The sequence below is a fragment of the Streptomyces sp. NTD91 genome (assembly GCF_059510455.1).
Window position 1 is genome coordinate 1 of the sequence record NZ_JCAJZW010000053.1, and the last position, 25662, is coordinate 25662.

The 25662-nt window shown below is 72.4% G+C and carries 26 protein-coding genes and 2 pseudogenes; 9 read left to right on the forward strand and 19 right to left on the reverse strand.

Annotated features, from left to right (window positions below; genetic code table 11):
* Positions 1–89: 89 nt before the first annotated feature.
* Entirely contained in the window at positions 90–968 is an 879-nt protein-coding gene (gene gnd, locus AC5WRT_RS34175; protein WP_496098776.1) for a phosphogluconate dehydrogenase (NAD(+)-dependent, decarboxylating), read from the forward strand.
* A gap of 6 nt (positions 969–974) precedes the next feature.
* On the forward strand, positions 975–1562 hold the full coding sequence (locus AC5WRT_RS34180) for a histidine phosphatase family protein (RefSeq protein ID WP_496098777.1): 588 nt from the start codon (positions 975–977) through the stop codon (positions 1560–1562).
* A 22-nt stretch (positions 1563–1584) separates the two neighbouring features.
* On the opposite strand, the gene AC5WRT_RS34185 is transcribed toward AC5WRT_RS34180, so the two are convergent.
* Together AC5WRT_RS34185 and AC5WRT_RS34190 are read right to left on the reverse strand one after the other, a co-directional pair.
* Positions 1585–3543 carry an ArnT family glycosyltransferase gene (locus AC5WRT_RS34185; protein WP_496098778.1) on the reverse strand — a complete coding sequence of 653 codons (1959 nt, stop codon included), beginning with the start codon at positions 3541–3543 and terminating at the stop codon, positions 1585–1587.
* A 160-nt stretch (positions 3544–3703) separates the two neighbouring features.
* A pseudogene (locus tag AC5WRT_RS34190) lies at positions 3704–3985 on the reverse strand (sugar phosphate isomerase/epimerase and 4-hydroxyphenylpyruvate domain-containing protein); the annotation flags it as partial.
* Between the two features lie 186 nt (positions 3986–4171).
* Here AC5WRT_RS34190 and AC5WRT_RS34195 point away from each other — a divergent pair.
* Positions 4172–4837 carry a TetR/AcrR family transcriptional regulator gene (locus AC5WRT_RS34195; protein ID WP_496098779.1) on the forward strand — a complete coding sequence of 222 codons (666 nt, stop codon included), beginning with the start codon at positions 4172–4174 and terminating at the stop codon, positions 4835–4837.
* A 236-nt stretch (positions 4838–5073) separates the two neighbouring features.
* Here the strand turns inward: AC5WRT_RS34195 and AC5WRT_RS34200 are convergent, their stop codons facing one another.
* Positions 5074–5670 carry a TetR/AcrR family transcriptional regulator gene (locus tag AC5WRT_RS34200; RefSeq protein ID WP_496098780.1) on the reverse strand — a complete coding sequence of 199 codons (597 nt, stop codon included), beginning with the start codon at positions 5668–5670 and terminating at the stop codon, positions 5074–5076.
* A gap of 103 nt (positions 5671–5773) precedes the next feature.
* On the opposite strand from AC5WRT_RS34200, the gene AC5WRT_RS34205 reads away from it, so the two are divergent.
* Complete coding sequence (locus AC5WRT_RS34205) at positions 5774–6658, forward strand: NAD(P)-dependent oxidoreductase (RefSeq protein WP_496100917.1); 885 nt, start codon at positions 5774–5776, stop codon at positions 6656–6658.
* A gap of 17 nt (positions 6659–6675) precedes the next feature.
* Here AC5WRT_RS34205 and AC5WRT_RS34210 read toward each other — a convergent pair whose 3' ends face one another.
* Positions 6676–7125: a PPOX class F420-dependent oxidoreductase gene (locus tag AC5WRT_RS34210; RefSeq protein ID WP_496098781.1), complete on the reverse strand. Its 450-nt coding sequence runs from the start codon at positions 7123–7125 to the stop codon at positions 6676–6678.
* A gap of 313 nt (positions 7126–7438) precedes the next feature.
* Between AC5WRT_RS34210 and AC5WRT_RS34215 the strand changes: the two genes are divergently transcribed.
* A complete protein-coding gene (locus AC5WRT_RS34215) occupies positions 7439–8671 on the forward strand; it encodes a serine hydrolase domain-containing protein (protein WP_496100911.1) in 1233 nt (410 codons plus the stop codon).
* A 47-nt stretch (positions 8672–8718) separates the two neighbouring features.
* Here the strand turns inward: AC5WRT_RS34215 and ribA are convergent, their stop codons facing one another.
* Positions 8719–9390, reverse strand: a complete 672-nt coding sequence (gene ribA / locus AC5WRT_RS34220) for a GTP cyclohydrolase II (protein WP_496098783.1) — start codon at positions 9388–9390, stop codon at positions 8719–8721.
* A 38-nt stretch (positions 9391–9428) separates the two neighbouring features.
* Between ribA and AC5WRT_RS34225 the strand changes: the two genes are divergently transcribed.
* The gene (locus tag AC5WRT_RS34225; RefSeq protein WP_496098784.1) at positions 9429–10220 is read left to right on the forward strand and encodes a creatininase family protein; all 792 of its coding nucleotides are present in this window, start codon (positions 9429–9431) and stop codon (positions 10218–10220) included.
* A gap of 257 nt (positions 10221–10477) precedes the next feature.
* Here the strand turns inward: AC5WRT_RS34225 and AC5WRT_RS34230 are convergent.
* The 5 genes and pseudogenes from AC5WRT_RS34230 to AC5WRT_RS34250 all read right to left on the reverse strand — a co-directional run.
* Positions 10478–11656 (reverse strand): annotated as a pseudogene (locus AC5WRT_RS34230) (lysylphosphatidylglycerol synthase transmembrane domain-containing protein); the annotation flags it as partial.
* 275 nt (positions 11657–11931) lie between these two features.
* Positions 11932–13134 carry a class I SAM-dependent methyltransferase gene (locus AC5WRT_RS34235; RefSeq protein WP_496098256.1) on the reverse strand — a complete coding sequence of 401 codons (1203 nt, stop codon included), beginning with the start codon at positions 13132–13134 and terminating at the stop codon, positions 11932–11934.
* A complete protein-coding gene (locus tag AC5WRT_RS34240) occupies positions 13131–14312 on the reverse strand; it encodes a glycosyltransferase family 4 protein (RefSeq protein WP_496098255.1) in 1182 nt (393 codons plus the stop codon). The genes AC5WRT_RS34235 and AC5WRT_RS34240 overlap by 4 nt, the downstream gene beginning before the upstream one ends.
* Positions 14309–14707 carry a 6-pyruvoyl trahydropterin synthase family protein gene (locus AC5WRT_RS34245; RefSeq protein ID WP_496098254.1) on the reverse strand — a complete coding sequence of 133 codons (399 nt, stop codon included), beginning with the start codon at positions 14705–14707 and terminating at the stop codon, positions 14309–14311. Before AC5WRT_RS34245 ends, AC5WRT_RS34240 begins: the two co-directional genes overlap by 4 nt.
* A gap of 111 nt (positions 14708–14818) precedes the next feature.
* On the reverse strand, positions 14819–15808 hold the full coding sequence (locus tag AC5WRT_RS34250; RefSeq protein ID WP_496098253.1) for a zinc-dependent alcohol dehydrogenase: 990 nt from the start codon (positions 15806–15808) through the stop codon (positions 14819–14821).
* Positions 15809–15915: 107 nt separating this feature from the next.
* On the opposite strand from AC5WRT_RS34250, the gene AC5WRT_RS34255 reads away from it, so the two are divergent.
* On the forward strand, positions 15916–16686 hold the full coding sequence (locus AC5WRT_RS34255) for a CDP-alcohol phosphatidyltransferase family protein (RefSeq protein WP_496098252.1): 771 nt from the start codon (positions 15916–15918) through the stop codon (positions 16684–16686).
* Positions 16687–16758: 72 nt separating this feature from the next.
* Here the strand turns inward: AC5WRT_RS34255 and AC5WRT_RS34260 are convergent, their stop codons facing one another.
* The 4 genes from AC5WRT_RS34260 to AC5WRT_RS34275 form a co-directional block, all read right to left on the reverse strand.
* Entirely contained in the window at positions 16759–17463 is a 705-nt protein-coding gene (locus AC5WRT_RS34260) for a YcnI family copper-binding membrane protein (protein ID WP_496098251.1), read from the reverse strand.
* 47 nt (positions 17464–17510) lie between these two features.
* Positions 17511–18128: a hypothetical protein gene (locus AC5WRT_RS34265; RefSeq protein ID WP_496098250.1), complete on the reverse strand. Its 618-nt coding sequence runs from the start codon at positions 18126–18128 to the stop codon at positions 17511–17513.
* A 158-nt stretch (positions 18129–18286) separates the two neighbouring features.
* On the reverse strand, positions 18287–19372 hold the full coding sequence (locus AC5WRT_RS34270) for a DEAD/DEAH box helicase (protein WP_496098249.1): 1086 nt from the start codon (positions 19370–19372) through the stop codon (positions 18287–18289).
* Positions 19369–19731, reverse strand: a complete 363-nt coding sequence (locus AC5WRT_RS34275; protein WP_496098248.1) for a hypothetical protein — start codon at positions 19729–19731, stop codon at positions 19369–19371. Before AC5WRT_RS34275 ends, AC5WRT_RS34270 begins: the two co-directional genes overlap by 4 nt.
* Before the next feature lie 71 nt (positions 19732–19802).
* On the opposite strand from AC5WRT_RS34275, the gene AC5WRT_RS34280 reads away from it, so the two are divergent.
* Positions 19803–20672 (forward strand): hypothetical protein, encoded by an 870-nt coding sequence (locus AC5WRT_RS34280; RefSeq protein ID WP_496100912.1) that lies wholly within the window; start codon positions 19803–19805, stop codon positions 20670–20672.
* 112 nt (positions 20673–20784) lie between these two features.
* Here AC5WRT_RS34280 and AC5WRT_RS34285 read toward each other — a convergent pair whose 3' ends face one another.
* The 3 genes from AC5WRT_RS34285 to AC5WRT_RS34295 form a co-directional block, all read right to left on the reverse strand.
* Positions 20785–20970, reverse strand: a complete 186-nt coding sequence (locus AC5WRT_RS34285; protein ID WP_496098247.1) for a DUF397 domain-containing protein — start codon at positions 20968–20970, stop codon at positions 20785–20787.
* Positions 20967–21827, reverse strand: coding sequence for a helix-turn-helix domain-containing protein (locus AC5WRT_RS34290; protein WP_496098246.1), 861 nt, complete (start codon positions 21825–21827; stop codon positions 20967–20969). Before AC5WRT_RS34290 ends, AC5WRT_RS34285 begins: the two co-directional genes overlap by 4 nt.
* Before the next feature lie 313 nt (positions 21828–22140).
* A complete protein-coding gene (locus tag AC5WRT_RS34295; RefSeq protein ID WP_496098260.1) occupies positions 22141–23352 on the reverse strand; it encodes a L,D-transpeptidase in 1212 nt (403 codons plus the stop codon).
* 331 nt (positions 23353–23683) lie between these two features.
* Between AC5WRT_RS34295 and AC5WRT_RS34300 the strand changes: the two genes are divergently transcribed.
* Positions 23684–24136: an ATP-binding protein gene (locus AC5WRT_RS34300; RefSeq protein ID WP_496098245.1), complete on the forward strand. Its 453-nt coding sequence runs from the start codon at positions 23684–23686 to the stop codon at positions 24134–24136.
* A gap of 399 nt (positions 24137–24535) precedes the next feature.
* Here the strand turns inward: AC5WRT_RS34300 and AC5WRT_RS34305 are convergent, their stop codons facing one another.
* Positions 24536–25018 (reverse strand): hypothetical protein, encoded by a 483-nt coding sequence (locus AC5WRT_RS34305; RefSeq protein ID WP_496098244.1) that lies wholly within the window; start codon positions 25016–25018, stop codon positions 24536–24538.
* Positions 25019–25114: 96 nt separating this feature from the next.
* Complete coding sequence (locus AC5WRT_RS34310) at positions 25115–25513, reverse strand: EVE domain-containing protein (RefSeq protein WP_496098243.1); 399 nt, start codon at positions 25511–25513, stop codon at positions 25115–25117.
* Between the last annotated feature and the right edge of the window lie 149 nt (positions 25514–25662).

The following is a 25662-nucleotide window of genomic DNA, read 5'->3' on the forward strand; positions in this document are numbered from 1 at the left end:
AGGCGCGGACGTCCCCGGTCTCGACCCGTCCACCACGGCCCTCGTCGCCGCCTACCGCACTCTCAAGAACGCTCAGGAAGTGAACTGACATGCAGCTCGGTCTCATCGGTCTCGGCAAGATGGGTGGCAACATGCGCGAGCGGATCCGCCGCGCCGGCCACACCGTCATCGGCTACGACCGCAACCCCGAGGTCTCCGACGTCAAGTCCCTCGCCGAACTGGTCGAGAAGCTGGACGCGCCGCGCCGTGTGTGGGTGATGGTCCCGGCGGGCACCGCCACCCAGACCGTCATCGACGAACTGGGCGACCTGCTGGAGCCCGGCGACACCGTGATCGACGGCGGCAACTCCCGCTGGACGGACGACGAGAGGCACGCCGCCGCGCTCGGCATCAAGGGCATCGGCTTCGTCGACGCCGGTGTCTCCGGCGGTGTGTGGGGCCTGGAGAACGGCTACGCGCTGATGGTCGGCGGCGACAAGGAGCACGTGGAGCCGCTCGAGCCGATCTTCGACGCGCTCAAGCCGGAGGGACCGTACGGCTATGTGCACGCGGGCCGGGTCGGCGCCGGGCACTTCTCCAAGATGGTGCACAACGGCATCGAGTACGCCATGATGCAGGCCTACGCCGAGGGCTGGGAACTACTGGAGAAGGTCCACTCGGTGGAGAACGTGCGCGAGGTGTTCCGCTCCTGGCAGGAGGGCACCGTCATCCGCTCCTGGCTGCTGGACCTCGCGGTCAACGCCCTCGACGAGGACGAGCACCTGGAGAAGCTCCGCGGCTACGCGGAGGACTCCGGCGAGGGCCGCTGGACGGTGGAGGCGGCCATCGACAACGCCGTACCGCTGCCCGCCATCACGGCCGCCCTCTTCGCCCGGTTCGCCTCGCGGCAGGACGACTCGCCGCAGATGAAGATGATCGCCGCGCTGCGCAACCAGTTCGGCGGCCACGCGGTCGAGAAGAAGGACTGACCCGCCGTGGGGGACCTTCTGCTGGTCCGTCACGGTGAGACGGAGTGGAGCAGGTCGGGGCAGCACACGAGCTGGACCGACCTGCCCCTGACCGAGCGCGGTGAGGAACAGGCCAAGTCCCTCGCCCCGCTCCTCACCGGCCGGACCTACGCCCTCGCGCTGTCCAGCACGCTGGGCCGCGCGATCCGCACCGCCGAACTGGCGGGCGTCGCCGGGGTCACGCCCGATCCCGACCTGCACGAGTGGGACTACGGCGGCTACGAGGGCGTCACCACCGTCGAGATCCACCGCACCCGGCCCGACTGGGACCTGTGGACCGACGGTGTGCCGCCCGGGCCGGAGGAACACCCCGGTGAGTCACCGCAGGAGGTCGGGGCCCGCGCCGACCGGGTGCTGGCCCGCGTGTCCCCGGCCCTCGCGGAGGGGGACGTGGTCCTTGTCGCCCACGCCCACTTCCTGCGGGTGCTCAGCGCTCGCCGACTGGGCCTGCCGCCCGCTGAGGGACGGCTGTTCCAGCTGGCCACGGGCACGGTCAGCAGGCTGTCCACCGAGCACGGCCGCCCGGTGATCGCCGAGTGGAACAGACGGCCGTGACGGCCCTTCGACGCGGCCCGGTTCACCTCCGGTGGGCCGGGCCGCAGTCGTACAGCAGCCTGGTGCGGTCGCCGGGGTCGTACGCGGACCTCGGGACGAGCGCGCAGTGGACGCTGGTCCAGCGCAGCAGTACACCGGCGGTGCTGCGGTCCGTGGGGGCGCCGGGGCGCAGGTCGGCGCCCGGGACGATGACGTAGCGCAGCCGCCCGGTGTTCACCAGCCGGTGGAACACGGCCGGCGCCGGGTAGGGGACGCGGCCCGTGAAGCCGCCCATCGGCAGCACGGACGCGTCGGCGGCGATGATGTACGGCGCCGCGTCCTCCCAGGCCGGTACGGCGGCCAGATAGCGGGCGCCGTCGCGGTGCGCGGTCAGGTAGGCCAGCAGCCGCCGGTGCTGCGGGCCGAGGGTGATCGCCGCGGTGCGGGTGCTGGTCGGGCCGACCCGGCCGAACGAGCCGGGCTGGTTGTAGCGCAGGGACAGCGCGGACGCCGTCCAGACGGCGGGCACCAGCAGCACGGCGGCGAGGGCGGTGGCGAGCACGCCTCGCGGCCGGATGCGGCGGGCGGCCTCGCCGGAGCGTCGGCGCAGGGCCGCGAGCAGCAGCGCGAGCAGGCCGAGGGCGATCGCGCAGGGCGCCGACCAGGGCTGGAAGCGCGGGTACCACAACGTGAGGGCCACGCACCACAGGAGGTTGACGCCGAGGACGGCGACGAGCGGCCGGGAGCGGCCGGGCCGGGCCGCGCCGAGTGCGGGAGACACGCGGGTCCCGCCCGCCCGGACGACGCCGATCGCGGCGAGCGCGGCCGTGGCCACCGCGACGACGCCCATGTAGTAGGTGTGGCCGGTGACGCTGCCGAAGCTGAAGACGGCGAAGAACGTCACGAACCACACCCCCCACAGCACGTACCCGGCGAACAGCCGGTCGGTGCGCGGCACCCGGCACCGGCGCAGCGCCAGCAGCCCGCCGACGAGCCCCAGCGCGGCCAGCGGATACAGCCAGCCGGTCTGGGTGGCCAGGCCGGGACTGAACATCTTCCCCACGCCGTCGCCCATGCCGGGTCCCGGCCCTCCGCCCACGCGGGCCGCCCCGCTCGCCACGATGCTGCCGGTGCCGGCCGCGTCGACGCCGACGGCGCGGAAACGGGTCAGGAAGTTGTAGCCGACGACCAGCGCGAACGGCGAGTCGTCGGTGGTGCCGTCGAGGTACGGGCGGGACCCCGCCGGGGTGAGGGCGGCCACCAGCATCCACGACGCCGACACCGACACGGTCACCGCTCCGGCGAGGACCAGGTGCGTGACGCGGCGGCGCAGGGCGGCGGGCGCGGCGAGGAGGTAGGTCGAGGCCAGCGCGGGCAGCACCGCCCAGGCCTCCAGCATCTTGCACTGGAAGGCGAGTCCCACCCAGACGCCCGCGAGCAGCAGGGTGCGCGGGCGGGCCAGCTCGGTGGCCCGCCAGCAGGCCTCGGCGGCCAGCAGCAGGAGCAGCACGAACGGGGCGTCCTCGGTGACCGAGCGGCCGAGGCCCACGGTGACCGGGGTCAGCGTCAGGAACGCCGCGGCCAGGAGCCCGGCGGGCACCCCGGCCCAGCGGCGGACCAGCAGGTGCAGCAGCAGGACGCAGCCCACCATCTCCAGGGCCTGGGGCACCACCAGAGCCCACGGACGGAAGCCGAACACGAGCGCGGACAGCGCCTGCGGCCACAGGAAGCCGGGCAGCTTGTCCAGCGTGATGGAGCCGACCGGGTCGAAGGAGCCGTAGAGGAAGCCGGCCGGGCTGTCGGTCATGCTGCGCACCGCGCTCGCGTAGAAGGCGTGGTAGGTGCTGTGGCCGAGGCCCCACAGGCACAGCACGGCGGCGAGTACGGCGATGGCGGCGAGCACCGGGCGCTCGTAGCGGTCGGCGCGCAGGGGTATGGACGCGGAGGGCGCGTGCGGTGGCGGGCCGGGGCGCAGCAGGGGCCGGCCGGCGGGGAGCGGCATGGGACTTCCAGGCACCCGGTCGGGGACTCTCGGGTCCGGGACACCGGGTCTGTCCGGGACCGTGCGAGTATCGGCCGCCGGAGAGGCGGGCGGCGCGTGCCGGGGCCCGGTCTCACCGAGGTCTCACCGCCTCCTTCACCCTCTCTTTCGCCCGTGTCCCTCAGTAACGCCCGGCATGCCGGGCGGAGAGGCGCACCGGGGGGTTCGCGGTGCCGTACCCCTGATGACCGGGGTCGCGTTCGACGAGTTCGAAGAGGACGCGGCCGACGGTCTCGGTGTAGCAGTGCCGGAAGGCGCCGCCCGTGTCCTGGTCGTAGAGGACGCCCCGGTCGCGATGGGTGTCCAGCTCGGCGTCGGTGAGGTCGTGGCGGGCGGCGAGGTCGTCGTGGTACGTGGGCGGCACCGTCAGCAGGCGGCCGCCCGCTGCGCGGAAGGCAGCCCGACGAGATACGAGTCCCTGGTCACGTGACCCTCCCGGGGCGGAGTCAATGTACGAGCCAGTACGTTGGCTGCATCAGCCGCGAGGGCGCGCGCGGAAGACCCGGCGACCTCCGGCCCCCTGCTTCTACAATCACCGGCACGCACACGAGCGCCCGCCACCAGATGTCCCCCGGCCCGAAGGACAGCGATGACCAGCGTCGAAGAACCGGTACGCCCCGGGGGACGCGTGCGCGACGCCGCCCGCACCAAGGCCGAGATCCTCGCCGTGGCCACGCAGGAGTTCGCACGGGCCGGCTACGACGGCGCCCGCGTCGACGAGATAGCGGCCCGCACCCGCACCACGAAGCGGATGATCTACTACTACTTCGGCGGCAAGGAACAGCTGTTCACGGCCGTGCTGGAGCGGGCGTACGGGGCGATCCGGGACGCCGAGCAGCAGCTGGACGTCGAGCACCTGGACCCGGTCGCCGCCATCCGGCGGCTGGCCGAGCTGACCTTCGACCACCACGAGCGGCACCCGGACTTCATCCGCCTGGTCAGCATCGAGAACATCCACGACGCCGAGCACATCGCGGCCTCCGAGAAGCTCGGGAAGATCGGCTCCCCGGCGCTGGAGGTGATCCGCCGGATCCTCACCGCCGGACAGGAGTCGGGGCTGTTCACGGCCGACGTGGACGCGGTCGACCTGCACGCGGTGATCAGCTCGTTCTGCTTCTTCCGGGTCGCCAACCGGCACACGTTCGGCGCCCTGTTCGGCCGGGACCTGGTGGACCCCGCCCGGCGGAAGCACTACCGGACCATGCTCGGCGACATGGTGATCGCCTACCTGACCGCGGAGCGGACCGCCGGCTGACCCGGACACGCGGCCTTCCCGCCAGGATTGCGCACGGACTCCCGACAGCGGGACGACACGCGCGCAACTTCCCACCCACCGCGACTGACTGTCCAGTGGGTACGGGTGCGGGATGCGCGTCGGGACCGCGGTGCGGCCCGGCTACCGACCCCTGGTCGCCGGCGAGGGGAACGGCCCGCCGTGCCGCGCCGCACGCACCCGGCTGTGGCGCGGGCCGCGGGGCGAGGACCAGGCGCTCAGCGGACCGGGGCCGCCGCCGCGTCGAGCAGCGGTCCGAGCTCCCGTACGGCGGTGGTCAGGGGCCGTACGTCCTGCTCGGCGCGCGCCATCAGGACGGCGCCCTCCAGGGTGCTGATCATCAGCGTGGCCAGGGACTCGGCGCGGGCTCGGGGGACGCCCATGCCGGCGAGTGCCCCGGCGAGCGGGGTGCGCCAGGTGCGAAACGCGGTGGCCACGGCCTCCCGGGTCGAGCCGTCGACGAAGGCGCAGTCGACGGTGGCGGCGGCGACCGGGCAGCCGGCCGCGAAGCCGTGTGCGGCGTACTCGTCGGTCCACTGCGCGACCATCGCGGCGAACAGCCCGCTCGGCGTCGGCTCCGCCAGCCCTTCGAGGAAGCGTGCGATGCGCTTGCCGGCATACCGGCCGGCCCAGCCGACCGCCTCGTCGACCAGCTGTTCCTTCCCGCCCGGGAAGTAGTGCTGGAGCGAGCCGCGCGGTGCTCCGGCGTGCGCGGCGACCTCCCGCATGCCGGTCGCGCCGACGCCGCCGCGCCGGATGAGCTGGGCCGCGCTGAACACCATGCGCTCCCGCGGCCCGTGTCGCGCCTCGCCCATCCCCGACCTCCGATTCGCCTCACCCCACTCTATGACCGGCGTCATAACGGCCGCTACTATGACAGCCGTCATAACCTCGGTCCCGGAGCGGAGGACGATCACCGTGCACGTCGGTTTCATCGGTCTCGGAGTGATGGGCCGCCCCATGGCACAGCGCCTGCTGTGCGCCGGCACACCCCTGGTGGTCTGGAACCGCACCCCGGAACGGGCCGCACCGCTGGGCGCGGCCGGGGCGAGGGTCGCCGCGGAGGTGGACGAGGTGTTCGCCGGGGCGGAGGTCGTCCTGCTGATGCTCGCGGACGAGACAGCCGTCGACGCCGTCCTCGGCCGCGGCACACCCGCGCTGGCGGCACGGGCCGCGGGACGCACCGTCGTCCACATGGGCACCACCTCCCCCGAGTACTCCCGCGCCCTGGAGACCGACGTCCGCGCCGTCGGCGGCCGGTACGTCGAGGCACCCGTCTCCGGGTCACGGGTGCCGGCGGAGGAGGGGCAGCTGGTGGCGATGCTCGCCGGGGAGCGGGACGCGGTGGACGCCGTACGGCCGCTGCTCGCGCCGATGTGCAAGGAGACGTTCGTGTGCGGCCCGGCGCCGAGCGCGCTGCTGATGAAGCTGGCCGTGAACCTCTTCCTGATCACCCAGGTGACCGGGCTGACCGAGGCGTTCCACTTCGCCCGGCGGCAGGGCCTGGACCGGCGGCTGTTCCTGGACGTCCTCGACGCGGGCCCCGTGGCCAGCGGCGTGTCCCGGATGAAGGCGCCGAAGCTGTTCGACCGGGACTTCTCGGTGCAGGCGGCCGCACTGGACGTCCTGAAGAACAACCGGCTCATCGCCGAGGCAGCCCGCAGGGCCCGGCTGGCCTCACCGCTCCTCGACGTGTGCCACACCCTGTTCGAGGAGACGGTGGCGCAGGGGTACGGCGGCGAGGACATGGTCGCCGTACTCCGCGCGATCGAGACGCGGACACGGACCGCCCAGGTCCCGTAGCCGGGAACCGGGGCGGGTCAGCGCCTCGGGATGCCGTACGCCCTTTCGACGTGCAGCCGCACCACCAGGCGGCGGTCGCGGACCATCGCCGCCCGGTAGTCGTCCCAGTCCGGGTGCTCGCCCTGGACGTCACGGTAGAGGCTGATCAGTTCCTCGACGGTGTCGTCGTGCGGGTCCCGGGCGACCGGGGAGAGTTCGGCCGTGCCCTCGGCCACGGCGTACGCCCAGCGGTCGGCGCTGGTGACGTGGTAGGAGGCGCGGGGGTCACGGCGCAGGTTGCGGGTCTTGGCCCGGTCGTCGGTGACTGAGATCCGGATCACGCGCTCGTCGGGGTAGTAGGCGTGGTTGACGTTGGACAGCTGGGGGCGCCCGTCGCGTTTGAGGGTGACCAGGACACCGGCGTCGCCTTCGGAGAACAGGGCGAGCAGCGCGTCCTGCCCGGGGGCCGAGGTGGAGTCTTCGCTCATGACACGGTCAACCCGGCGGATCGGACCCGGCATTCCCACGCCCGCAGGCCGGGTGCGGCGGTCGGCGCGGTGCTCGGGCGACGGGCCGCCGCGCGCGGCCGGCCGTCGCCGTGTGCGGCCGGAACCCACGGCGGCTGTGCGCTGGTCGGGACAGGAGCGGGAAACGGGGGCTCACGACGGCCGAAGGCGTCGTGTCGATCACAAAAGCCGCTGATGAGCGGGTCCGTGGCGGCTTTCCTGGGCCACGATGGGCCACGGGTGTGTTCCGGCGGGCTGCCGGGGGCATCGCGGACGAGGCTACCGGAGGAGAGCGATGGCACAGCTGCGGCAGGAAGTCGACCCGGGTGAGGCCGGGCTGGACGAGAAGGCGCTGGACCGCCTGGACCGGTACGCCACCCGCCTCGTCGACGACGGGCGGCTGCCCGGCTTTCTGGTGGCCCTGTCGCGCGGCGGCCGGATCGCCCACCTCACCACGTACGGCCGGCGCGATGTCGCGGCCGCGCTGCCGGTCGAGGCGGACACGCTGTGGCGGATCTACTCCATGACCAAGCCGGTGACCGCGGTCGCCGTACTGCTGCTGGTCGAGGAGGGCGGGCTGTCCCTGGACGACCCCCTCGAACGTCATCTGCCGGCGTTCGCCGACCCGCGCGTGTACGACGGCGGTTCGGGTGCGGACCTGCGCACCCGCCCGGCCGCCAACCCGGTCCTGATCCGGCATCTGCTCACCCACACCGCGGGCCTGACCTTCGGTTTCTACCACCGGCACCCCGTCGACGCCCGCTACCGCGATTCCGGTCTCGAGTATTCGGTGCCGCCCGGCGCCGATCTGACGGAGACCGTCGAGGTCTACGCGCGGATGCCGCTGCAGTTCGATCCGGGCACGCAGTGGAACTACTCGGTGGCGTCGAACGTGCTGGGCCGGGTCGTCGAGGTGGTGTCGGGGCAGCCGCTGGACGCGTTCTTCGCCGAGCGGATCCTGCGCCCGCTCGGCATGACCGACACCGGCTTCCACATCGAGCCGGGACCCTCCGAACAGGCAGGCCGACTGGCCGAGTTGTACCGGGAGACGGACGACGGCGGCATCGAACCGGTGCCGGGGCTGCCGGTGCACGGCCGGCCGAGGTTCCTGTCGGGCAGCGGCGGCCTGGTCTCCTCGGCGTACGACTTCCACCGGTTCATGGAGATGCTGCGCCGGGGCGGCGAACTGGACGGCGTCCGGCTGCTGTCCACGGACACGGTCGGCCTGATGACCCGCAACCAGTTGCCCGGCGACGCGACACTGCGGTCCTTCGGTGCCCCCGTCCACCAGGAGCCCGGCAACGACGGACTCGGCTTCGGCTTCAACGTCTCGGTGGTCACCGACCCCTCCCGCACCCTGGCCCCGTCCAGCCCCGGCACCTACGGCTGGACCGGCGCGGCCACGACCGCGTTCTGGCTCGACCCCGCCCATGAGCTGACGGTCCAGTTCATGACGCAGGTACGCCCGAGGACGCTGAAGGTCTTCCCCGAGCTGCGACGGCTGGTGCACGAGGCGCTGCTGGACTGACCGCCGGGGCGCCCGCCGCCCGTGGGGGGAGGCGGCGGACGCGGTCATCAGGAGCCGTGGGCCACGGCGTCCAGGTGGGGCAGGATGTGGTCCAGCCGCTCGCGCTTGGTGCGCAGATACGTGATGTTGCTCTCGCACGGCTCGATCAGCAGCGGCACCCGCTCGGCGACCTGGATGCCGTGCCGGACCAACGCCTCCCGCTTGCGGGGGTTGTTGGACATCAGGCGGACCGAGCGCACCCCGAGGTCGCGCAGGATCTCGGCGGCGACACCGTAGTCACGGGCGTCCACGGGCAGGCCGAGCGCGAGGTTCGCCTCCACCGTGTCCAGACCCTCCGCCTGCAGGGCCATCGCGCGCAGCTTGGCGAGCAGACCGATGCCGCGGCCCTCGTGGCCTCTCAAGTAGACGACGATCCCGCTGCCTTCGGCCACGACCGCGCGCAGCGCGGAGGCCAGCTGGTCGCCGCACTCGCAGTGCCGGGAGCCGAACGCGTCGCCGGTCAGGCATTCCGAGTGCAGCCGGGTCAGCACGTTCTCGGTGCCGATCTCGCCGTACACCAGGGCCACTTGCTCGTCACCGCGGTCGTGGTCCAGGTAGCCGATCGCCTGGAATTCGCCGTACACGGTGGGCAGCGGCGCATTCACGACGCGTTCCGCACCCGAACACCGCGGGGACTTCTTGCCGAGCACGCCCATGTTGACGCCGGTGTTTTCTGTCATGATCTGATTCCTAAGCAGAGACGAAAGGCCATGAAAAGATGAGTGGTTCGGGTGCGCGAACGGCGGCATGCGAGGAGGCGTACGGCGTGGCCTGCGGCGTGCTGCCGACGGACACCACGGAAGACGTACGGAGCCGGGGGGCGGAGGTGCCGGCCCAGGTCGCCGTCCTTCCCGTCGGCAGTTTCGAACAGCACGGTCCGTTCCTTCCGCTGGCGACCGACACGCTCGTCGCCTGTGCCGTGGCACGGGAGATCGCCGCCGCGTACCCGGTACACCTCCTTCCTCCGGTGACGGTCTCCTGTTCGCACGAGCACGCGGCCTGGCCGGGGACCGTCAGCATCTCCGCCGTGACCCTCCACGCGGTGGTCGGTGACATCGCGGCGTCGCTGCGCCGCTCGGGCGTCGACGCGCTGGTCGTGGTCAACGGCCACGGCGGGAACTACGTTCTGGGCAACGTCGTGCAGGAGGCGTCCGCGCGCGGTGAGCGGATGGCGCTGTTCCCGGCCGCGGAGGACTGGGAGACGGCGCGGGAGCGGGCGGGGGTGCGGACCTCGCTGCTCACCGACATGCACGCCGGTGAAATCGAGACCTCGATTCTGCTGCACGCTCATCCCGAATTCGTCCGCCCTGGTCACGAGTCCGCCGATTTCACCGCCGACGACCGTCGGCATCTGCTCACCGTGGGAATGTCCGCCTATACCGAATCGGGCGTCATCGGCCGTCCTTCCCTGGGGTCGGCGCAAAAGGGGAAGGAACTGCTGGCGAGCCTCGCGGAATCCTTCGAGCCGTATTTCACGTTGCTCACGTCGACGGCGGAGGGGCGCGGGTAGCCGACTGCCGGGCCGCGGGCCCGGGTGACCGAGGGGGCGTCCACCGGGGCAGTGGCGCTGTCGGCGGGGGTGGCCGGGACCCCGTCCGCCGGAACGGCAGCGGCCCTGCCCGCGGGGGCGGACATCGCCTCGTCGGCCCCGGTGGCTGGGACGCCGTCCGCCGCGTGGGGCGGGACATCCGCCGGAGCAGCAGCGGCACTTCCCCCGCAGGCGAGCAGGAGGTCGTCCTCCGCCCCGCTCGCCCCGGAACCGCCCGCCGGGATGATCGGGACGCCATCCGCCGGAGCAGCAGCGGCGCGGGCGAGCGGGGAACCGCCGCCCGCCCGGGTGACCCTGACGCAGGCCGCCGGAACGGCAGCGGCCCTGCCCGCGGGGGGGCCGGCGGCTTCGTCCGCTGTGGCATTGGGAGTGCGCAGGCCGGCGTACCAGCGCACGGCCAGGACGACCACACCGGGCAGGCTCGCCACGAAGCTCAGCACGCCGTACACCACGGCGACGGCGACTCCGGTGCTCGCGCCGAGCCCCGCGGCGCCGAACGCCCAGGCGGTGACGCCCTCGCGCGGGCCGAAGCCGCCGACGTTCAGCGGCAGCCCCATGGCGACCAGGGCGAGGACCGCGAGCGGAACCAGCTGCGTGGCGGAGGCCATGGAGCCGGCGACCCGGGCGGCCACGGCGAACATCGCCAGGTGCCCGGCCAGCACGACGGCGGAGGACAGCGCGATGCCCGGTCCCCCGTGGCGGGAGAGCAGGCCCTGGCGTGCCTCGCCGAGTGCGGCACGCAGGCCGCCGGCCCGGCGGGACGGCGCCCGGTTCATCCGTACGGCGAGGCCGACGGCGAGCGCCCCGGTCACGGCGAGGGCCGCGAGCGGGGCGAATTCGCGGGCTTGGGCGCGGACCGGGGACGGCAGGGTCGGCAGCACCGCCACGGCGAGCAGGGCCAGCGCGAGCTGCCCGGCGACGCGTTCCAGTACCACGGCCTTCACCCCGCGCCGCAGGTCACCGGCGCTCTGGCCGTGCCGTACCGCCCGGTGCACATCGCCCAGGATCCCGCCGGGCAGCGCCGCGTTCAGGAACAGCGCCCGGTAGTAGTCGGCGACGGCGGCGCCCAGCGGCAGCCGGATGCGCAGACCGCGGGCCACCAACTGCCAGCGCCAGGCGCTGAGGACGGTGGTGACCACGCCGATCCCCAGCGCGGCCAGCACCGTCCCGGTGTCGATCCGCCGCAGCCCGTCCACGAGCACGCCGGTGTCCAGCCGCCACAGCAGGGTTCCGAGGATGACCGCACCGGCGAGAGTGCCGACGTGCGCACGCACAGCACGAAGGGCGGGGCGCCGGGGGGTGGGGGGCCGGGGGGTGGGGGGCTGGGGCTGTGCGGGTCCGGCCGTCGGCGGCGACGGATCGGGGGGCGAGGCCGGCACCGACGACCGCCGGTGCATGCGCGCGTCAAGGACGCCGGTGCCGTGCACACACGTCTCGGCCGGGCCGCCGTCGTGCACGCGGACGAGACCGGTTTCCGTGCCGCCCACGCGCGCGTGAGCCGTGTCCGCACCTTGCCCGAGCGCCCGCGGCGCCGCTTCCGGCCCTCGCACGCATGCCTGTGCCGCCCCGTCGGACGTCACCGGTGCGTGCACCGGCTCCGTGACGTGCACGCGCGCGCGGCCGTCGGCTGCGGTGACCCGGCGCTGGTGCTCCGCCGCGGCCGGCCGTGCCCTCATGACGCTCCGCCCGTCGGCCGCGGCAGGGCGAGCAGGTCACTGTGGTGGACCACGACCCGCAGCCCACCGGCGGCGCCGGCGGCGAGCCGGTCCCGGAGATAGGGCTCCGCACGGTCGCGCAGCTCGGGCCGCTGCTCTACGGCCGCCCCCACCCAGCCGCGCAGCCACTGCTCCGTCAGCGCCGACTCCCGGGGGCCGAGCCGCCACGGGCTCGGATGCACCCGTACGGCGGCCCCGCGCGCGGCGAACGCCTCGCAGGCGACGGTGACCGCCTCCGGTCCGAGCAGCCCGTTGCGCCGCTGATGCGCGTTGAACGCCTCGGCGATGTCCTTGTCCAGGGGGTCGCCCGGGGTGAGTTCGACCCGCCCGGCGACGGACAGCGTGAGCAGCGCGGGACAGCCGGCCCCGGCGCAGGCGTCGGCGAGGGTGACGACCTCCTCGCGGGTGAGCACGTCGAGCAGCGCGGAGGCGGTGACCAGCGAGGCCCCGGCCAGCGCGTCCGGTGTCAGCCGGGCGATGTCGCCGCGCCGGGTCTCCACGGTGACGCCGTGGCCGTCGGCGGCGGAGCGCGGGGAGCCCACGGCGGCGAAGTGCAGCAGATAGGGGTCGCGGTCGTGCAGGATCCAGTGCTGGGGGCCTCCCAGGCGGGGCGCGAGCCAGCGGCCCATCGAGCCGGTGCCGCAGCCCAGGTCGTGCACGGCCAGGGCGCCGCCGCCTTCCGGCAGGTCGGCCAGCCGGGCCCGCAGCGGGGCCAGCAGTTCCTCGGCGCGGGCGGCCGCGTCGGCCGTCTCCCGCAACCGCAGCCATTCGGGCGCGTAACGGGGCGGTTCCTCCGGCTCGCCCTCCCGCAGCCGCACGGTGGCCCGTTCCCCGGACCGCCCGACGGGTCCGGCCCCGGCGACGACCGACGCGTCCGTGCCCGGCGCCACGCCGTCGTCGCCGCCGGAGTGCGCGGCACCGTCCGCCGCCGTCCCCCGGTTCACGAGGATCCTCCCGGCTCCGGCCTCGAGGTGTCGTCCCGAGGAGTCCGCACCGGACGTCCCCGGATCCGCCGCAGCATCCGAAGCCGACGCGTCCCGGCGGGTCTTGGCCACCGGTTCCTCCTCGCCGCCGGCCCTCGCCGCCCGTGCCGCGTCTTGCGGTGCGCCCTGGGCCGGGACGGCGGCCATGCCGTTCATCGTGGTCTCCGGCTTGGTCATGCCGCCCTCCCGGGGGCTTCGGGGAGCCGGGCGAGGACGCCGGCGAGGCTGCGGGCCGTGGTGGCCCAGCCGTCGAGCGCGGCGCGGCGGCCCCGGGCTGCGGCCTTGAGCCGGCGGCGTACGTCGGGTTCGCCGAACCAGCCGCGCAGTTCGGCGGCGAGCGCGGCAGGGTCCTCCGGCGGCACCAGGATGCCGGGCACCCCGCCGTCGGGGGCGCGCCCGACCGCCTCCGGGAGCCCGCCGACGTCGGTGGCGAGGACAGGGATGCCGCGGGCCAGGGCCTCGGTGACCGCCATGCCGTAGGTCTCGGCGTAGGACGTGAGGACCATCAGGTCGGCGGCGGCGTACGTTGCGTCGAGATCGGCACCGGACCGCGGCCCGGTCAGGCGCAGCCGGTCGGCGAGGCCGTACCGGGCGATCGTCTGCCGCAACCGGGCGACGTAGTCGGGGGCGTGGCCGACTCCGCCGACGAGTTCGCAGGTCCACGGCAGGTCCCGTACCGCCGCGAGCGCCTCCACGAGCCGGTGCTGGCCCTTGCGCGGGGTGACGGCGGCCACGCACACCAGGTGCGAGACACCGTCGGTGCCGGGCGCGAGCGGCGCGATGTCGGCGCCGGGCGCGGCCACATGCACACGTTCCGGGGCGAGTCCGTGGTGGGAGACGAGCCGGCGTACCGCCCAGTCGCTGGTCGCGACGACGGCGGGCGCGGCGCGCAGCACCGTACGCTCGCGGGCGTCGAGGCCGGCGGCGACGGCGGGGTCGAGACCCGTCTCGTCGCCGAGGGGAAGGTGGACGAGCACGGCCAGGCGCAGGCGGTCGGCGTGCGGGGTGACGAGTTCCGGGACACCGCAGGCGACGATCCCGTCCAGCAGCACCACCGCGTCGTCCGGGAGGTCGTTCAGGGTGCGGGCGAGGTGGTCGCAGGCGGCCCGGTCGGGCCGCGGCCATGTGCCGGGCGCGGCATGCCGGGTGACCTGCCAGCCGAAGCCGGGCAGGTCCAGGCAGACCCGGCGGTCGTAGGCGTTGCCGCCACTGGGCGCGGCCGGGTCGTCGACGCCGCCCGGCACGACGAAGTGCACCGTGCGCAGGGACATGGGGATGATTGCGGCCTTCTCGGCAGTGGTGGGCTGTGCCGGGACGTACGACAGCCCGGCCCGCTCCGTGGTCGCCCCGGTCACAGGCCACGCTCGTAACTCGCCCAGGCGATGTGCGACTCGTGCAGGGTGACGGTGATGCCCGCGAGGCCCTTGGCCCCCTCGCCGAGGGCGCCCTTGTGGATGCGTTCGGCGAGCCGGTCGGCGACGACCTTGGCGAGGAACTCGGTCGAGGTGTTGACGCCGGCGAACTCGGGTTCGTCGTCGAGGTTGCGGTAGTTCAGCTCCGCGGTGATGAGGCGCAGCTCCTGCGTGGCCAGGCCGATGTCGACCACGATGTTGTCCTCGTCCAGCTGCTCGCGGCGGAAGGTGGCGTCCACGAGGAACGTGGCACCGTGCAGACGCTGCGCGGGCCCGAACACCTCGCCGCGGAAGCTGTGGGCGACCATGATGTGATCGCGGACGGTGATGCTGAACAACGGACGACCCTCCAGGTACGACGCGTCTGGTCCCCCTGCCCTTACCCGTCGGGGGATGCCGTGTAGTACGGCTCTTCGGTTCCCCGTGTTCAGTCCTCTCTCACTCTTTTCTCAGGTCAGGCCCGCCTCGGCGTAGCTGATCCGGTGGCACAGGGCGGGGATCTCGCCCGAGGCGAGCTTCGGCATGACGTCGGGGAGTTGCTCGAAGGCGCTCTCGCCGGTGATGAGCGCCTCCAGTGCCGGATCGGCGAGCAGGTCGAGGGCGAGCGCCATCCGTTCGGCGTAACCGCGTCCTGCCCGGGCGGCCGGGGAGACGGTGCCGACCTGACTGCTGCGCACGGTGAGCCGCCGGGAGTGGAAGGCCTCGCCGAGCGGGAGAGTGACGCGCCGGTCGCCGTACCAGCTCAGTTCCACCACCGTGCCCTCGGGGGCGAGGAGTTGCAGGGCGCGGGTGAGGCCGGCCTCGGTGGCGCTGGCGTGCACGACGAGGTCGCAGTCGCCGAGGGCGCCGTCGGGCGTCGCGAAGTCCACGCCGAGCGCCTCGGCCGTCCTGGCGCGGGCGGGGTCGGCGTCGACGAGCTGCAGCCGTACGCCCGGGAAGCGGGCCAGCAGGGCGGCCACCGAGCAGCCGACCATGCCGCCGCCGACCACCGCGATCCGGTCGCCGATCAGCGGCGCGGCGTCCCACAGGGCGTTCACGGCGGTCTCCACGGTCCCGGCGAGCACGGCCCGCGCGGCGGGAACCGTCTCCGGCACGACGGTCACCGCGTTCACCGGAACGGCGTAACGGGTCTGATGCGGATACAGGCAGAAGACGGTGCGGCCGACGAGGCCGGCCGGGCCCTCCTCCACCTCGCCGACGCTGAGGTAGCCGTACTTCACCGGAGCCGGGAACTCGCCCTCCTGGAACGGCGCCCGCATCAGGCCGTGTTGGCTGCGCGGCACACCGCCGCGGAAGACGAGTGTCTCCGTGCCGCGGCTGACCCCGGAGTACAGGGCGCGCACCACGACCTCGTCCTCGCCGGGGTCCGCGAGGGTGATGTCGCGCAGCTCACCGTGGCCCGGTGAGTCGAGCCAGAACGCGCGGGCCGAGCGGTTCATCGGCATCCTCCTGAACGGTAGGGAAGTTGTTCACGTACCGAGAAGTGCACAGGCCGCGCACAGTACGCGGCGTTGATCGACTCTGTCACTCGGCCGGAGGGTGTGCGGTGGCCCTGAACAACACGTATGACGCGAGGCCCCAGCAGGAGACCGCTGTCGGAGCGGGCGTACAGCTCCTGCTGCTGGCTCTGCTCGGCACGGCGATAGGCATGGGGCCGGCCGGCTGGCTGACGGGCCTGGCGTTCGCGTTCGCCACCTGGGCGGTCCTGGCCAGGGCCCTGCACCGTTCCTGCCTACGCTCCTTCGGCCCGGCCAACCGTGTCACGCTCGGCCGGGCCACCCTGGTGGGCGGGGTGACGGCGCTGGTCGCGGACTCCTTCGAGAGCGCGCCGCCGGTGACGCTGCTGATCGCCCTGACCGCGATCGCCCTGCTCCTGGACGGCGTCGACGGCAAGGTGGCCCGCCGCACCGGCACGTCGAGCGCACTCGGCGCGCGCTTCGACATGGAGGTCGACGCGTTCCTGATCCTGGTGCTGAGCGTGTACGTGTCCACCCAGCTGGGCCCGTGGGTGCTGCTGATCGGCGGCATGCGCTACGCCTTCGTCGCCGCGGCCCGGCTCGCCCCCTGGCTGAACGCCCCGCTGCCGCCGTCCTTCGCCCGCAAGACGGTCGCGGCGATCCAGGGCGTGGCGCTGCTCCTGGCGGGCGCCGAACTCCTCCCCCGCCCGGCGAACCTCACGACCGTGCTCCTGGCCCTGGGGTCGCTGCTGTGGTCCTTCGGCCGGGACGTGTGGTGGCTGTGGCGGACGTCCCGCGTCTCCCGCCTCCTCGTGCAGGAGGCCGCCGACCCCGAACTGCTGGAGCTGGCGACGCGCTGAGGGCGGACGGCCGCCGCCGGGAAGGGCCCGACCGGAGTGCCGGCCGGGCCCTTCCCCCTTGTTCTCCTTCCGTCACGACCGCCCGGTCCGGGTCCGTACGACCGCGAACGCGGCGGCGGCGAGGCCGAGCACACCGACGACGAGCCCGGCGACGCCGAGCCCACGGGCGGTGGAGTCACTGGCGTCGGCCGCCTTGGCTCCGGCGGTGGCGGGCTTGGCGGGCGCGGAGGCCGTGTCACCGGCGGTCAGTTTCAGCACCGGGGCGGGATCCTCGGGCTCGTCGCCACCGGTCGGCTCCTCGATCCACCGCACGACCTTGCCGTCGGAGTAGGTCTGCAGGGTCTTGAACACCAACTTGTCGGTGTCGCCAGGCAGTTGTCCGAAGGCGACGTCGAAGTCCTCGTACTGCCCGGCGTCGATCCTCCCACCGCTGAAGGTGATCTCGGAGACCGCCTCGGTGATGGTGCCGTCGTCGGTCTTGACCGGCGTCTTGAGCTTGGTGGTGGTGACCTTGGCCGTCCAGCCGTCCTGCGGGTGCACGAGCACGCCGAGGACGGGATGGTCGGTGGGCAGGAAGACCTGCACCTTGGTGGTGGAGGCCTTGTCCTCCTCGTTGGGCACGCGGAGGGTCAGCACGCCGTCGGTGGCTCCCTTGGCGTAGCTGTCGGGGTGGACAGTGACATGCGCGGAGGCGGCACCGGCGGCGAGCAGGACCGTGGTCGCGGCAAGGGCGGCGACGGCGCCGGCACGGCGGGTGGTGGGACGTGATGCGGACATGGCTGTGTCGATCTCCGTACGGGTGACGTGTCGGTCGGGCTCAGGGGTCAGGGCGAGTACGGGATCGGGGACGGAGGCCCGCGTCTGCTGACGGCGTGCCGCAGCAGGGTCGGCCGAGGCGGTTCGGGGGCGGCCGGGACGCCCGGGGCGACTCCGGTCGGGGCGGCCAGCCGGGGGCCGCGCCACCAGGCGACGAGCCCTGGCACCAGGGTCCCGGCCCGCCGCAGCAACGACCACAGCGCGGCCTCCCCGCGCCACAGCCACCAGGAGGCGACCAGGGCGGCGAGGAGGTGGGCGGCGGTGGCGTGGGAGGCCGCGTGGGTGTCCATCGCGGCCATCGGCTGACCGGACATGCCGGCCGTGGCGTGACCGGGCATGGACGCCATGGGCCCGGCGCCGACGTGCCCGACGCTGCTGTGGGCGGCGTCGAAGCCGAGGTGCAAGCCGGTCTGGACGAGCAGCATGGCCACGCCGATGCCGGGCAACGAGCGCTCCCGGCCGCCGAGAAGCCAGCCGAGACCGAGCACGGCGGCGAAGGCGGCCTCGTCGGCCCACAGCGGCGGCATGTCGCCCATGGTGAGCCCGTGCCCGGCGGCGGCGAGCAGGACGCACACCGCGGCGAACACGGCGGCCCGCAGGCCTCTCACCGCCGGGGACGCGCTCATGGTGAGGGATCCTGCCACGTCCGGGGATACGTCGTGCAGCAGCGGACGGTTCAGTCACCGCCCGGCACGGCCGGCCGAGCCGCGTATTGCGTACAACTCGAACGCGTTCATCCCACCGAGGTGGCGAGTACGGCGACGGAGCGAGGACCGCACTTCGGTCAGCCTCGCAGCAGCTCCCCCGAGCCGACCCGGGCGAGAAACGGTGGCTCGACCACGCCCTCGTAGGCGAGGTGAAGCTCGCGCCGGGCACGGGTCGCCAGGACGTAGTAGGTCATCCGCAGGGACGCCGAGGTGGGATCGGCAGCCGCGTCGGTGTGCGTGTCGGGGATGACGACCGTGTCGAAGCCCAGTCCCTTGGCGCTGGCACGGTGGACCAGGACGATACCCGGGCGGGCGAGGTCCAGGGTGCGGTAGCGGCCCTTCACCGCCTGGGACGTGTACAGCTGCGGCTTCAGCCACGGTGCTCTGTTCTCCAGGCTGCCGAGCAGGGAGAACTGCGTATGCCGGGAGTTCACGATCACGCCGATGGTGTGACCGGGATGTGTCTGTGCCGGCGTGATCAGCAGGTCGGCGGCGCCTCGCTCGGGCAGTCTGTGCACGCGCGGTGGCGGCCCGTCCCGGTCCGGGAGGGAGGGCAGGCCGGCGCCCGTGTGGAAGTGCGCGGCGAACGCGGCGATCTGGCGAGTGTTCCGGTGGTTGCCCTCGAGTTCGACGCGCGTGCAGTTGCCCAGGCGCTGGGTGATTTCCGCCAGGGTGGAGTTCGTGTCGGTCAGCCGCTGGCCCTCGTCGGCGAACACCGTGATGCGACCCCCGAGGAGCCTGCACAACCGGTAGAACTCGGGCGGCAGGTCCTGGCCCTCGTCGACGACGAGGGCCAGATGGGGGTCGGGTTCGACTTCAGCGGCCCGCTCGTAGAACGCGGGCCATTCGTACCAGCCGTCCTCGGCACGCGGAGCCTTGGGGCCGTACCAGTCGGCCAGCCATGAGTGCGCCGTCGCCACGCGAACGGTGCGGTCTCTGGGCCCCAGCGCGTGGACGGTGGCTGCCAGGGACTGGTGGAGCAGACGGGAGCGGGTGAGCAGGACGGTCGGGGTGCCGGTCAGTGCCAGCATCACCGCACGCTGTGCTGCCAGCAGGCTCTTGCCGCTGCCGGGCGGACCGCTGATGAGATGGTTGCCGTCGAACGGCAGGCTGTCGAGCGCGGACCGCTGATCCGGCATGAGGTCCAAGTAGGTGAGTGTCATGAGGCGGGGTGCTCCAGGGCTGCGGCCGCGGCTGCCCGGGCAGCGGCGACGATGGGCTCGAAGTAGCCGGGTACCTGTTCGCCGCCCACGACGAGGGCGCGGTCGAGCAGCGTGTTGCCGGACTCGCAACTCGTCTCGGGCAACAGGGCGCAGGCGTGGCAGGCGGCCCGGTTGAGGTTGCCGAAGCCCTGCCCGGAGTGCTCTGCGCACAGCGGCTCGGCGGAGCACCAGGCAGCCGCCTCGGTCATCCGCAACAGCGTTTCCGCCAGGCGGGGCGGTTCGCCCTGGCGCACGAGTCCGCCCAGGGTCCCCTCGGCGTCCGCGCAACCGGTCCGCGAGCAGGACGCGTCCGATGCCACGCCGCAGGCTCACCCAGGGTTCCGCGACTTCCTGGGCCAGACCGAGCGTGGTCTCGCGCAGCGCGAGGATCATGGCTCAGCTCGCGATGCAGCAGGCCATGGACGAGATCACCGACTACCTCGCCACGATCGACGAGAAGGTCGACGACGTCCTGCGCGCCCAGAAGGACGCTGTGGTGGCCCGCATGATCGGAGTGGACCTCCTGATCGAGGAGAGCATGACCATCCGAGAGCAGGTGGGCCGAGTCTCCGAGGTCACGTGGTCGAAGGTGCAGGCCGCGCCGGCAACGGTCGCAAACACCCAGGCGTACGCGTTGCGTCAACTCGACGCACTCGCGGAGAAGATGGAGCGCAAAACCAACATCGGCGATCTCGCCGCGACGGCCCAGGAAGCCGGGTCCAAGACTCAGGAGTGGCTCGCTGTGCTGGCTCCTTGCTTCCAACTGCAGGACGCGCTCGCAGTGCTCGAACTCGACCGGGTGCTGGACGGCGCTCCGGAGGAGCTGGACCGGCATCGCCTCGGGCTTCGGGTTGCCCGGCGGAACCGGCTGGATCTCATCTCGCGGAGCACCGAGCGTCTGGTGGCCCGGATGGATGCGGCTGCCGGCACGGCCAACGCAGAGGTGCTGTTCAACCCGATCAAGTTCCCGGCCGTAGTCCAGTCGAGCAACCATGTCGCAGCCAGCGTCCATGTCTTCCACGGGCGGCTCGGTATTGAGTCCGGTCGCCAGTCGTCGGAGGCGAGACGGTGGGTGGACGCGGCCACGGAGGCGAGGGACAAGGCACTCGAGGCAGGAACAAAAGGCGTCGATGCCGCCATAAGCTTCGGCAACGAGACCCCCGAGCTGGCCAGCTCGGTAACGGGCAAGCTCTCCAGCGGGATCGCCGAGCGAGCGCTCCATTGGCTCGGGGACGAGGAGGAGCGCGACGCGGAAGGCTGAGAGAGCCCCGAAGGTCAGCCACGTGCGCAGCCCGACTACACCCTCAACTGCGAAGAGCCGTCAGCGTCACGGTGGCATGCGCCTGCGGGCCTGCCACCGTGACGCGTCGTCCTCAGGCCTCCGCCACAAAGTCCACGAAACGCGACCAGCCGTCCCGACCCACGGCAAAGGGAGTGCGCATCGCATCCTTGGAGTCCCGTACGTGAATGGCCTGCTCGGTGACGGCGACCTCCACGCAGTCGTCACCCTGACTGCCGCTGTAGCTGGACTTGAACCAGGCGAGTTCCGTCTTGCTCATAGCTCTCCTCGCAGTCGCTCCAGCAGACCCCGTGAGTCTTCGGGGTTCAGGGCCTGCGAGCGCAGTGTGTCATAGCGCTGGCAGAGGAGGCTCACCTCTTTTGGGTCGGAGATCAAGCGGCCGTTCTGCTGGCCTTCGGAGTACGCGAACCGCTGGCCCTTCGGCGTCTCCAGGAGCCGGACCGGACCATCCAGACAGGCGTGCAACCCAGCCTCCAGCGGCACGATCTGAAGCAACACGTTGCGAGGCGCGCTGAGTTTCAGCACGTGGTCGTACAACTTGCGCATCCTCTGCGTGTCGCCGAACCGCCGCCGGAACGCATGCTCCTCGACGATGAAGCTGAACGGCGTCGTCGGCCGCTCGACCAGCATCCGCTGCCGCTCCATCCGCCTGGCCATGTAGTCCTCCAGTTGGCCGTCGGGAGCCACGGGAACGGTCCCCTCAAACACCGCCCGCGCATACCCCTCCGACTGCAACAACCCCGGCACCAACCGGCACTCATACGTACACAGGCTCACCGCCACCCGCTCCAGCCTCGCCCACTGCCGGAACCAAGCCGCCAGCCCCGCCTCCCCCCGCGTCAAGAAGCACGCCGCCCGCCGCAACGCCCCCGTGTTGCCCAGGGCCTCCTCCGCCCGCTCCACGAACGACGCGTCCGGCATCCGCCGCCCCAGTTCCACCGACTCCACCGTGTGCTTGGAGAAGCGGACCATCTCCCCGAACTCCGCCCGGCTCAGCCCCGCGTGCTCGCGCAGCGCCTGGACAATCGCCCCGAACGTTCGCAGACTGTCCGACGGGTCCGGTTCCCGCTCGCACTCTCCGCCCAACCCCACCGGTTCGACGCGGTCGGTCGTCATTCGAGGCCCACCTCCAGGTGCACACGTGCCAGTTCCCCCTGACCGAGAACACCCAGCGTGGCCAACCCGTATGCGTACTGTCCACCGAACGTGTCCGTACGCTGACTCACCGTACGAGGTTGCCGGGAACTCGGTCCCGGGCTCACGCCCGAAGGGGGCCGACGGGTGGCGGAACGCTGAAGTCGGCAGGCGGGGAGACTCACCGGGCCGAAGACTGCTCGGGCGCCCTGACACGCCAGGCGGCGGCCGAAACGATGCCGGCCACCGCCTGGCGGAGGGAGTCATGTTCAGGTGTGTGCGGTACGACCTGGCGTCAGTGGGTGGCGCTGCCCGCGACCCACTCGCTCCACGGCATGTTCCAGTCGCTGAGGCCGTTGTCCGGGGCCAGGGCCCTCCCGCCCTTGGAGTTCTTGACGATCACGACGTCGCCGATCATCGAGTTGTCGAAGAACCACGCGGCGGGCTGCCTGCCGTCGCCGCCGCCTTGGACATCCTTCAGGCCCACGCAGCCGTGGCTGGTGTCGACCTTGCCGAAGACCGAGTCGGGTTCCCAGTAGTTGCCGTGGACGAACGTGCCCGAGTCGGTCAGGCGCATGGCGTGCGGTACGGCCGCGATGTTGTACGCGGGCTTGCCGTCCTTGTCCGTGAGGTCGACGCTCGCCGCGTTCATGCGGATGTGCCGGAACTTCTGGGAGATGACCATCCGACCGTTGTACGTCGGGTGCTCGGGGCTGCCGGACGAGATCGGGATGGTCTTGATCGTCTTGCCGTTCCGTACGACGGTCATCTGCTTCGTCGCGGCGTCGACCGTGCTGATCTGGCTCCGGCCGATCTTGAACGTGACCGTCTTCCGGACGCCGTGGAGGTCGAGCTTGACGGTGACGGTGGAGCCGGGCTTCCAGTAGCGCTCGGGGCGGAAGTCCAGGCGGCCGTCGTTGAGCCAGTGACCGACGACCCGCTGGCCGCTGCTGGAACTGACGTGGATCTCCGGCTGCACGGCGGCCTTGTCGCCGACCGCCTCGTCGAAGTCGACCGTCACCGGCATGCCCACGCCGACGGTCGAACCGTTCTCGGGGGAGAGGTGCCCGATGAAGTCGTTGGCCGGTGAGACCGTGGCGATCGTGGCGTTCTCGGTGGCCAAGCGGCCCTTGGCGTCCTCGGCCTCTGCGGCGACCTGGTACCTGGTGGCCCGCTGCAGTCGGCCGTCCGGCTTCCAGGACGTGCCGTCCGCGGACAGGGTGCCCGGAAGCTCGGCGCCGGTCGCTACGGCGGTCATGGTCACCTTGGTGAGCTTTCCGTCACGGACGGTGACCTTGACGGGGTCGTTGATGCCGACGTCGTGGGCGCCCTGCCCTGGCGTGATCTCTATCCGGGCGTCGGAGGCGTCCTGGGCGGCCGCCCGATCCGCCGGAGCCTGCGTTTTCGTCGGATTCCCGGCGTCATTGCCGCCGGTGGCGGCGAAACTGGTACCGCCGAGTGCCGTGACCGCGAGCACGCCGCCGAGTACGCCGGCCGCAGCCACCAGCCTGGTCCGTCGTTTACGCGCCGTGAGCAAACGCTTCTCCCAATGCCATTGGTCTCTGAATCGCTGAGCTGATTACCTCAGTAGTGCAACCACCGTTCGAACTATTTGTACGCAGTTATCCATCCCAAATGGGCAAATTGTGGCGAAGGCCACCGCGCCGTCGAGCGCACAGCCGAGGCCGGGCCCGAAGGCCGGGGTGATTCCGCTTCCCGCCGGGGCTCCAGAGCGACCACCGGACTGCCGTACACCGCACTGGGAGTGTCCGTACGCTCACGTACCGTACGTGGCTTTTACCTGGCGCGCGCCCCCGCGCACCCTTCACGGTGGCCCCATGAACGTGAGCACGCCCCACTCCCCCACCACCGTCCGGACGTTCGCACAGCAGCTGTCGTCCACCCGTCGCGGCGCACGGCTCGCCCGACTGCTCGCTGTGGCGGAGTTCCAGGCCTGGCAGGTGCCGCCGTCCGCGGCCGAGCGGGCGGAGCACATCGTGGCCGAACTGGCTGCCAACGCGGCTCTGCACGGCCGGGTGCAGGGCCGGGACTTCCGGTTGGGGCTCCGCTTCGACCCGGGGGCCGGCCTGCTGCGGATCGCCGTGACCGACGCGCGGGGTGACCGCCTCCCCTGCCCCGCCACGGACTTCAGCCCGCCTCCGGATGCGGAGTCGGGTCGCGGCCTGCTCGTGGTGACCGCCCTCGCCGACCGCTGGGGCGCAGAGCCGTATCCGCCCAGCGGCAAGACGGTCTGGGCGGAACTTGTCACGCTCTCCGCGCCCCTGGGCTGAGGCGGGACCCGCCGTGGGTGCCGCTGTGCGCTCCGAGAACCTTGTGCGATGCGAAAGACGTTCAACCAACCCGTGCCGTCAGGCCGTTCGGTGGGCGGAGATGCGTGTGGGACTGCGTGCGGCTCCGTGACTCGTACGCCCCCTCACCCGCGAGTGTGCGTTTCGTGAGCAGCTTCGTGATGGAGAACGGCGACGAGACGCCGTGGCGTCTGCCGCCCACCGGAGATGCCACGGAGATCGCGGCCGTGATGCGCGAGCACCTTGCCGCCGCGGGAGCCGAGTGACCCGCACCCGCAGGTGGTCAGATGGCGCGCATTCTTGAGGCATGCACGCCATGAATCGCCGTCGCGCCCTCGCGGCGGGCGTGGCGGGCCTGGTGCATCAACCAGTCACCGGCTCTCAGCGGTAGCCCTCGACCGCCTCCTCGTACGGCGACAGGAGCGGCTCCAGCTCCGCACGCAGCAACTCGGCGTCACCCGGCGGCAGGGTCAGTGAAGCCCGCCGCATGCGCACACTCCACGTGGCCGGGTCCGGGAACACCGACAGGCGCGGTACGAGGTCGCGCAGGACGAGCCCTTCACGGAACCGGGCCAGGCCGGACACCTCCAGCAGGCAGCCTTCCGTGAAGCTGCGCTCGCCGAAGACGACCGGCTCCTCCAGGACCCGGACGGGGCCGGCGACGGTGGCCCGGGCCACGACCCGGCCGAGGTCGTGCGTCGGGTTCCGGAAGCATCCGCGCGTGGTGTAGACGAAGATCTCGTCGCCCTCCTCCAGCGCACGGGCCGCCTTCGACCGCCCTGCCGGGAACGCCATCCACTGCTCGGTCACCACCCAGCTCAGGGCGGCCCGGTCTCCGATGATCAGCAGGTGCGAGGACGGCATACCGATCACGATAGCCGGGTGAGCAGCGACTGCTCGACGGGCGCGAAGGGATCTCGCGCCGGCGGCCCCGTCCCGCTTCGTCTCCGTACCGTCGTCCTACAACCCGGCCCTCGCGAGCAGCACCGGCAACGCCTCGGGTTTCACCTTCTGCACCGACCTCACCTGGGCGAGCCTCAGTTCCTCCCGGCCGACGGGGCTGCCGTACAAGGCCTCCGTCGCGCCGGGCAGCAGGGTCGCCTCGACCCGGTACGAGAACTCCGGGTCGTCGGGATCCTCGTACGGCTCCTTGTCGACCTCGGCCAGCGCCGCCACGGCCGACTCCGGTTGACTGAAGAAGAACCACAGGCGGTCCCCTGGGCTCATACGGTTGCGCCGGCTGAGCCAGAGGTCGAGTTCAGGTTCTTCGTGGGCGAGGCGGCGGATGGTTTCCTTGGTGGAGGGTTCCCCGTCCAGCGTGTCCTTGTTCGGGTTGAGGATGTAGATCCAGTCCTCCATGCTTCCCCCATCACGTGCGTCGCTGTGCTCCGCGAGTGCGGAGCCGTTACTGCCCCCTGCCGGTCCATGGTGTCAGCCGACTCGGCCGTTCGCAGAGGAACCACCAACCTCCGGCAGCGGGCTCGACGCCATCCGGCATCATGGCGGCA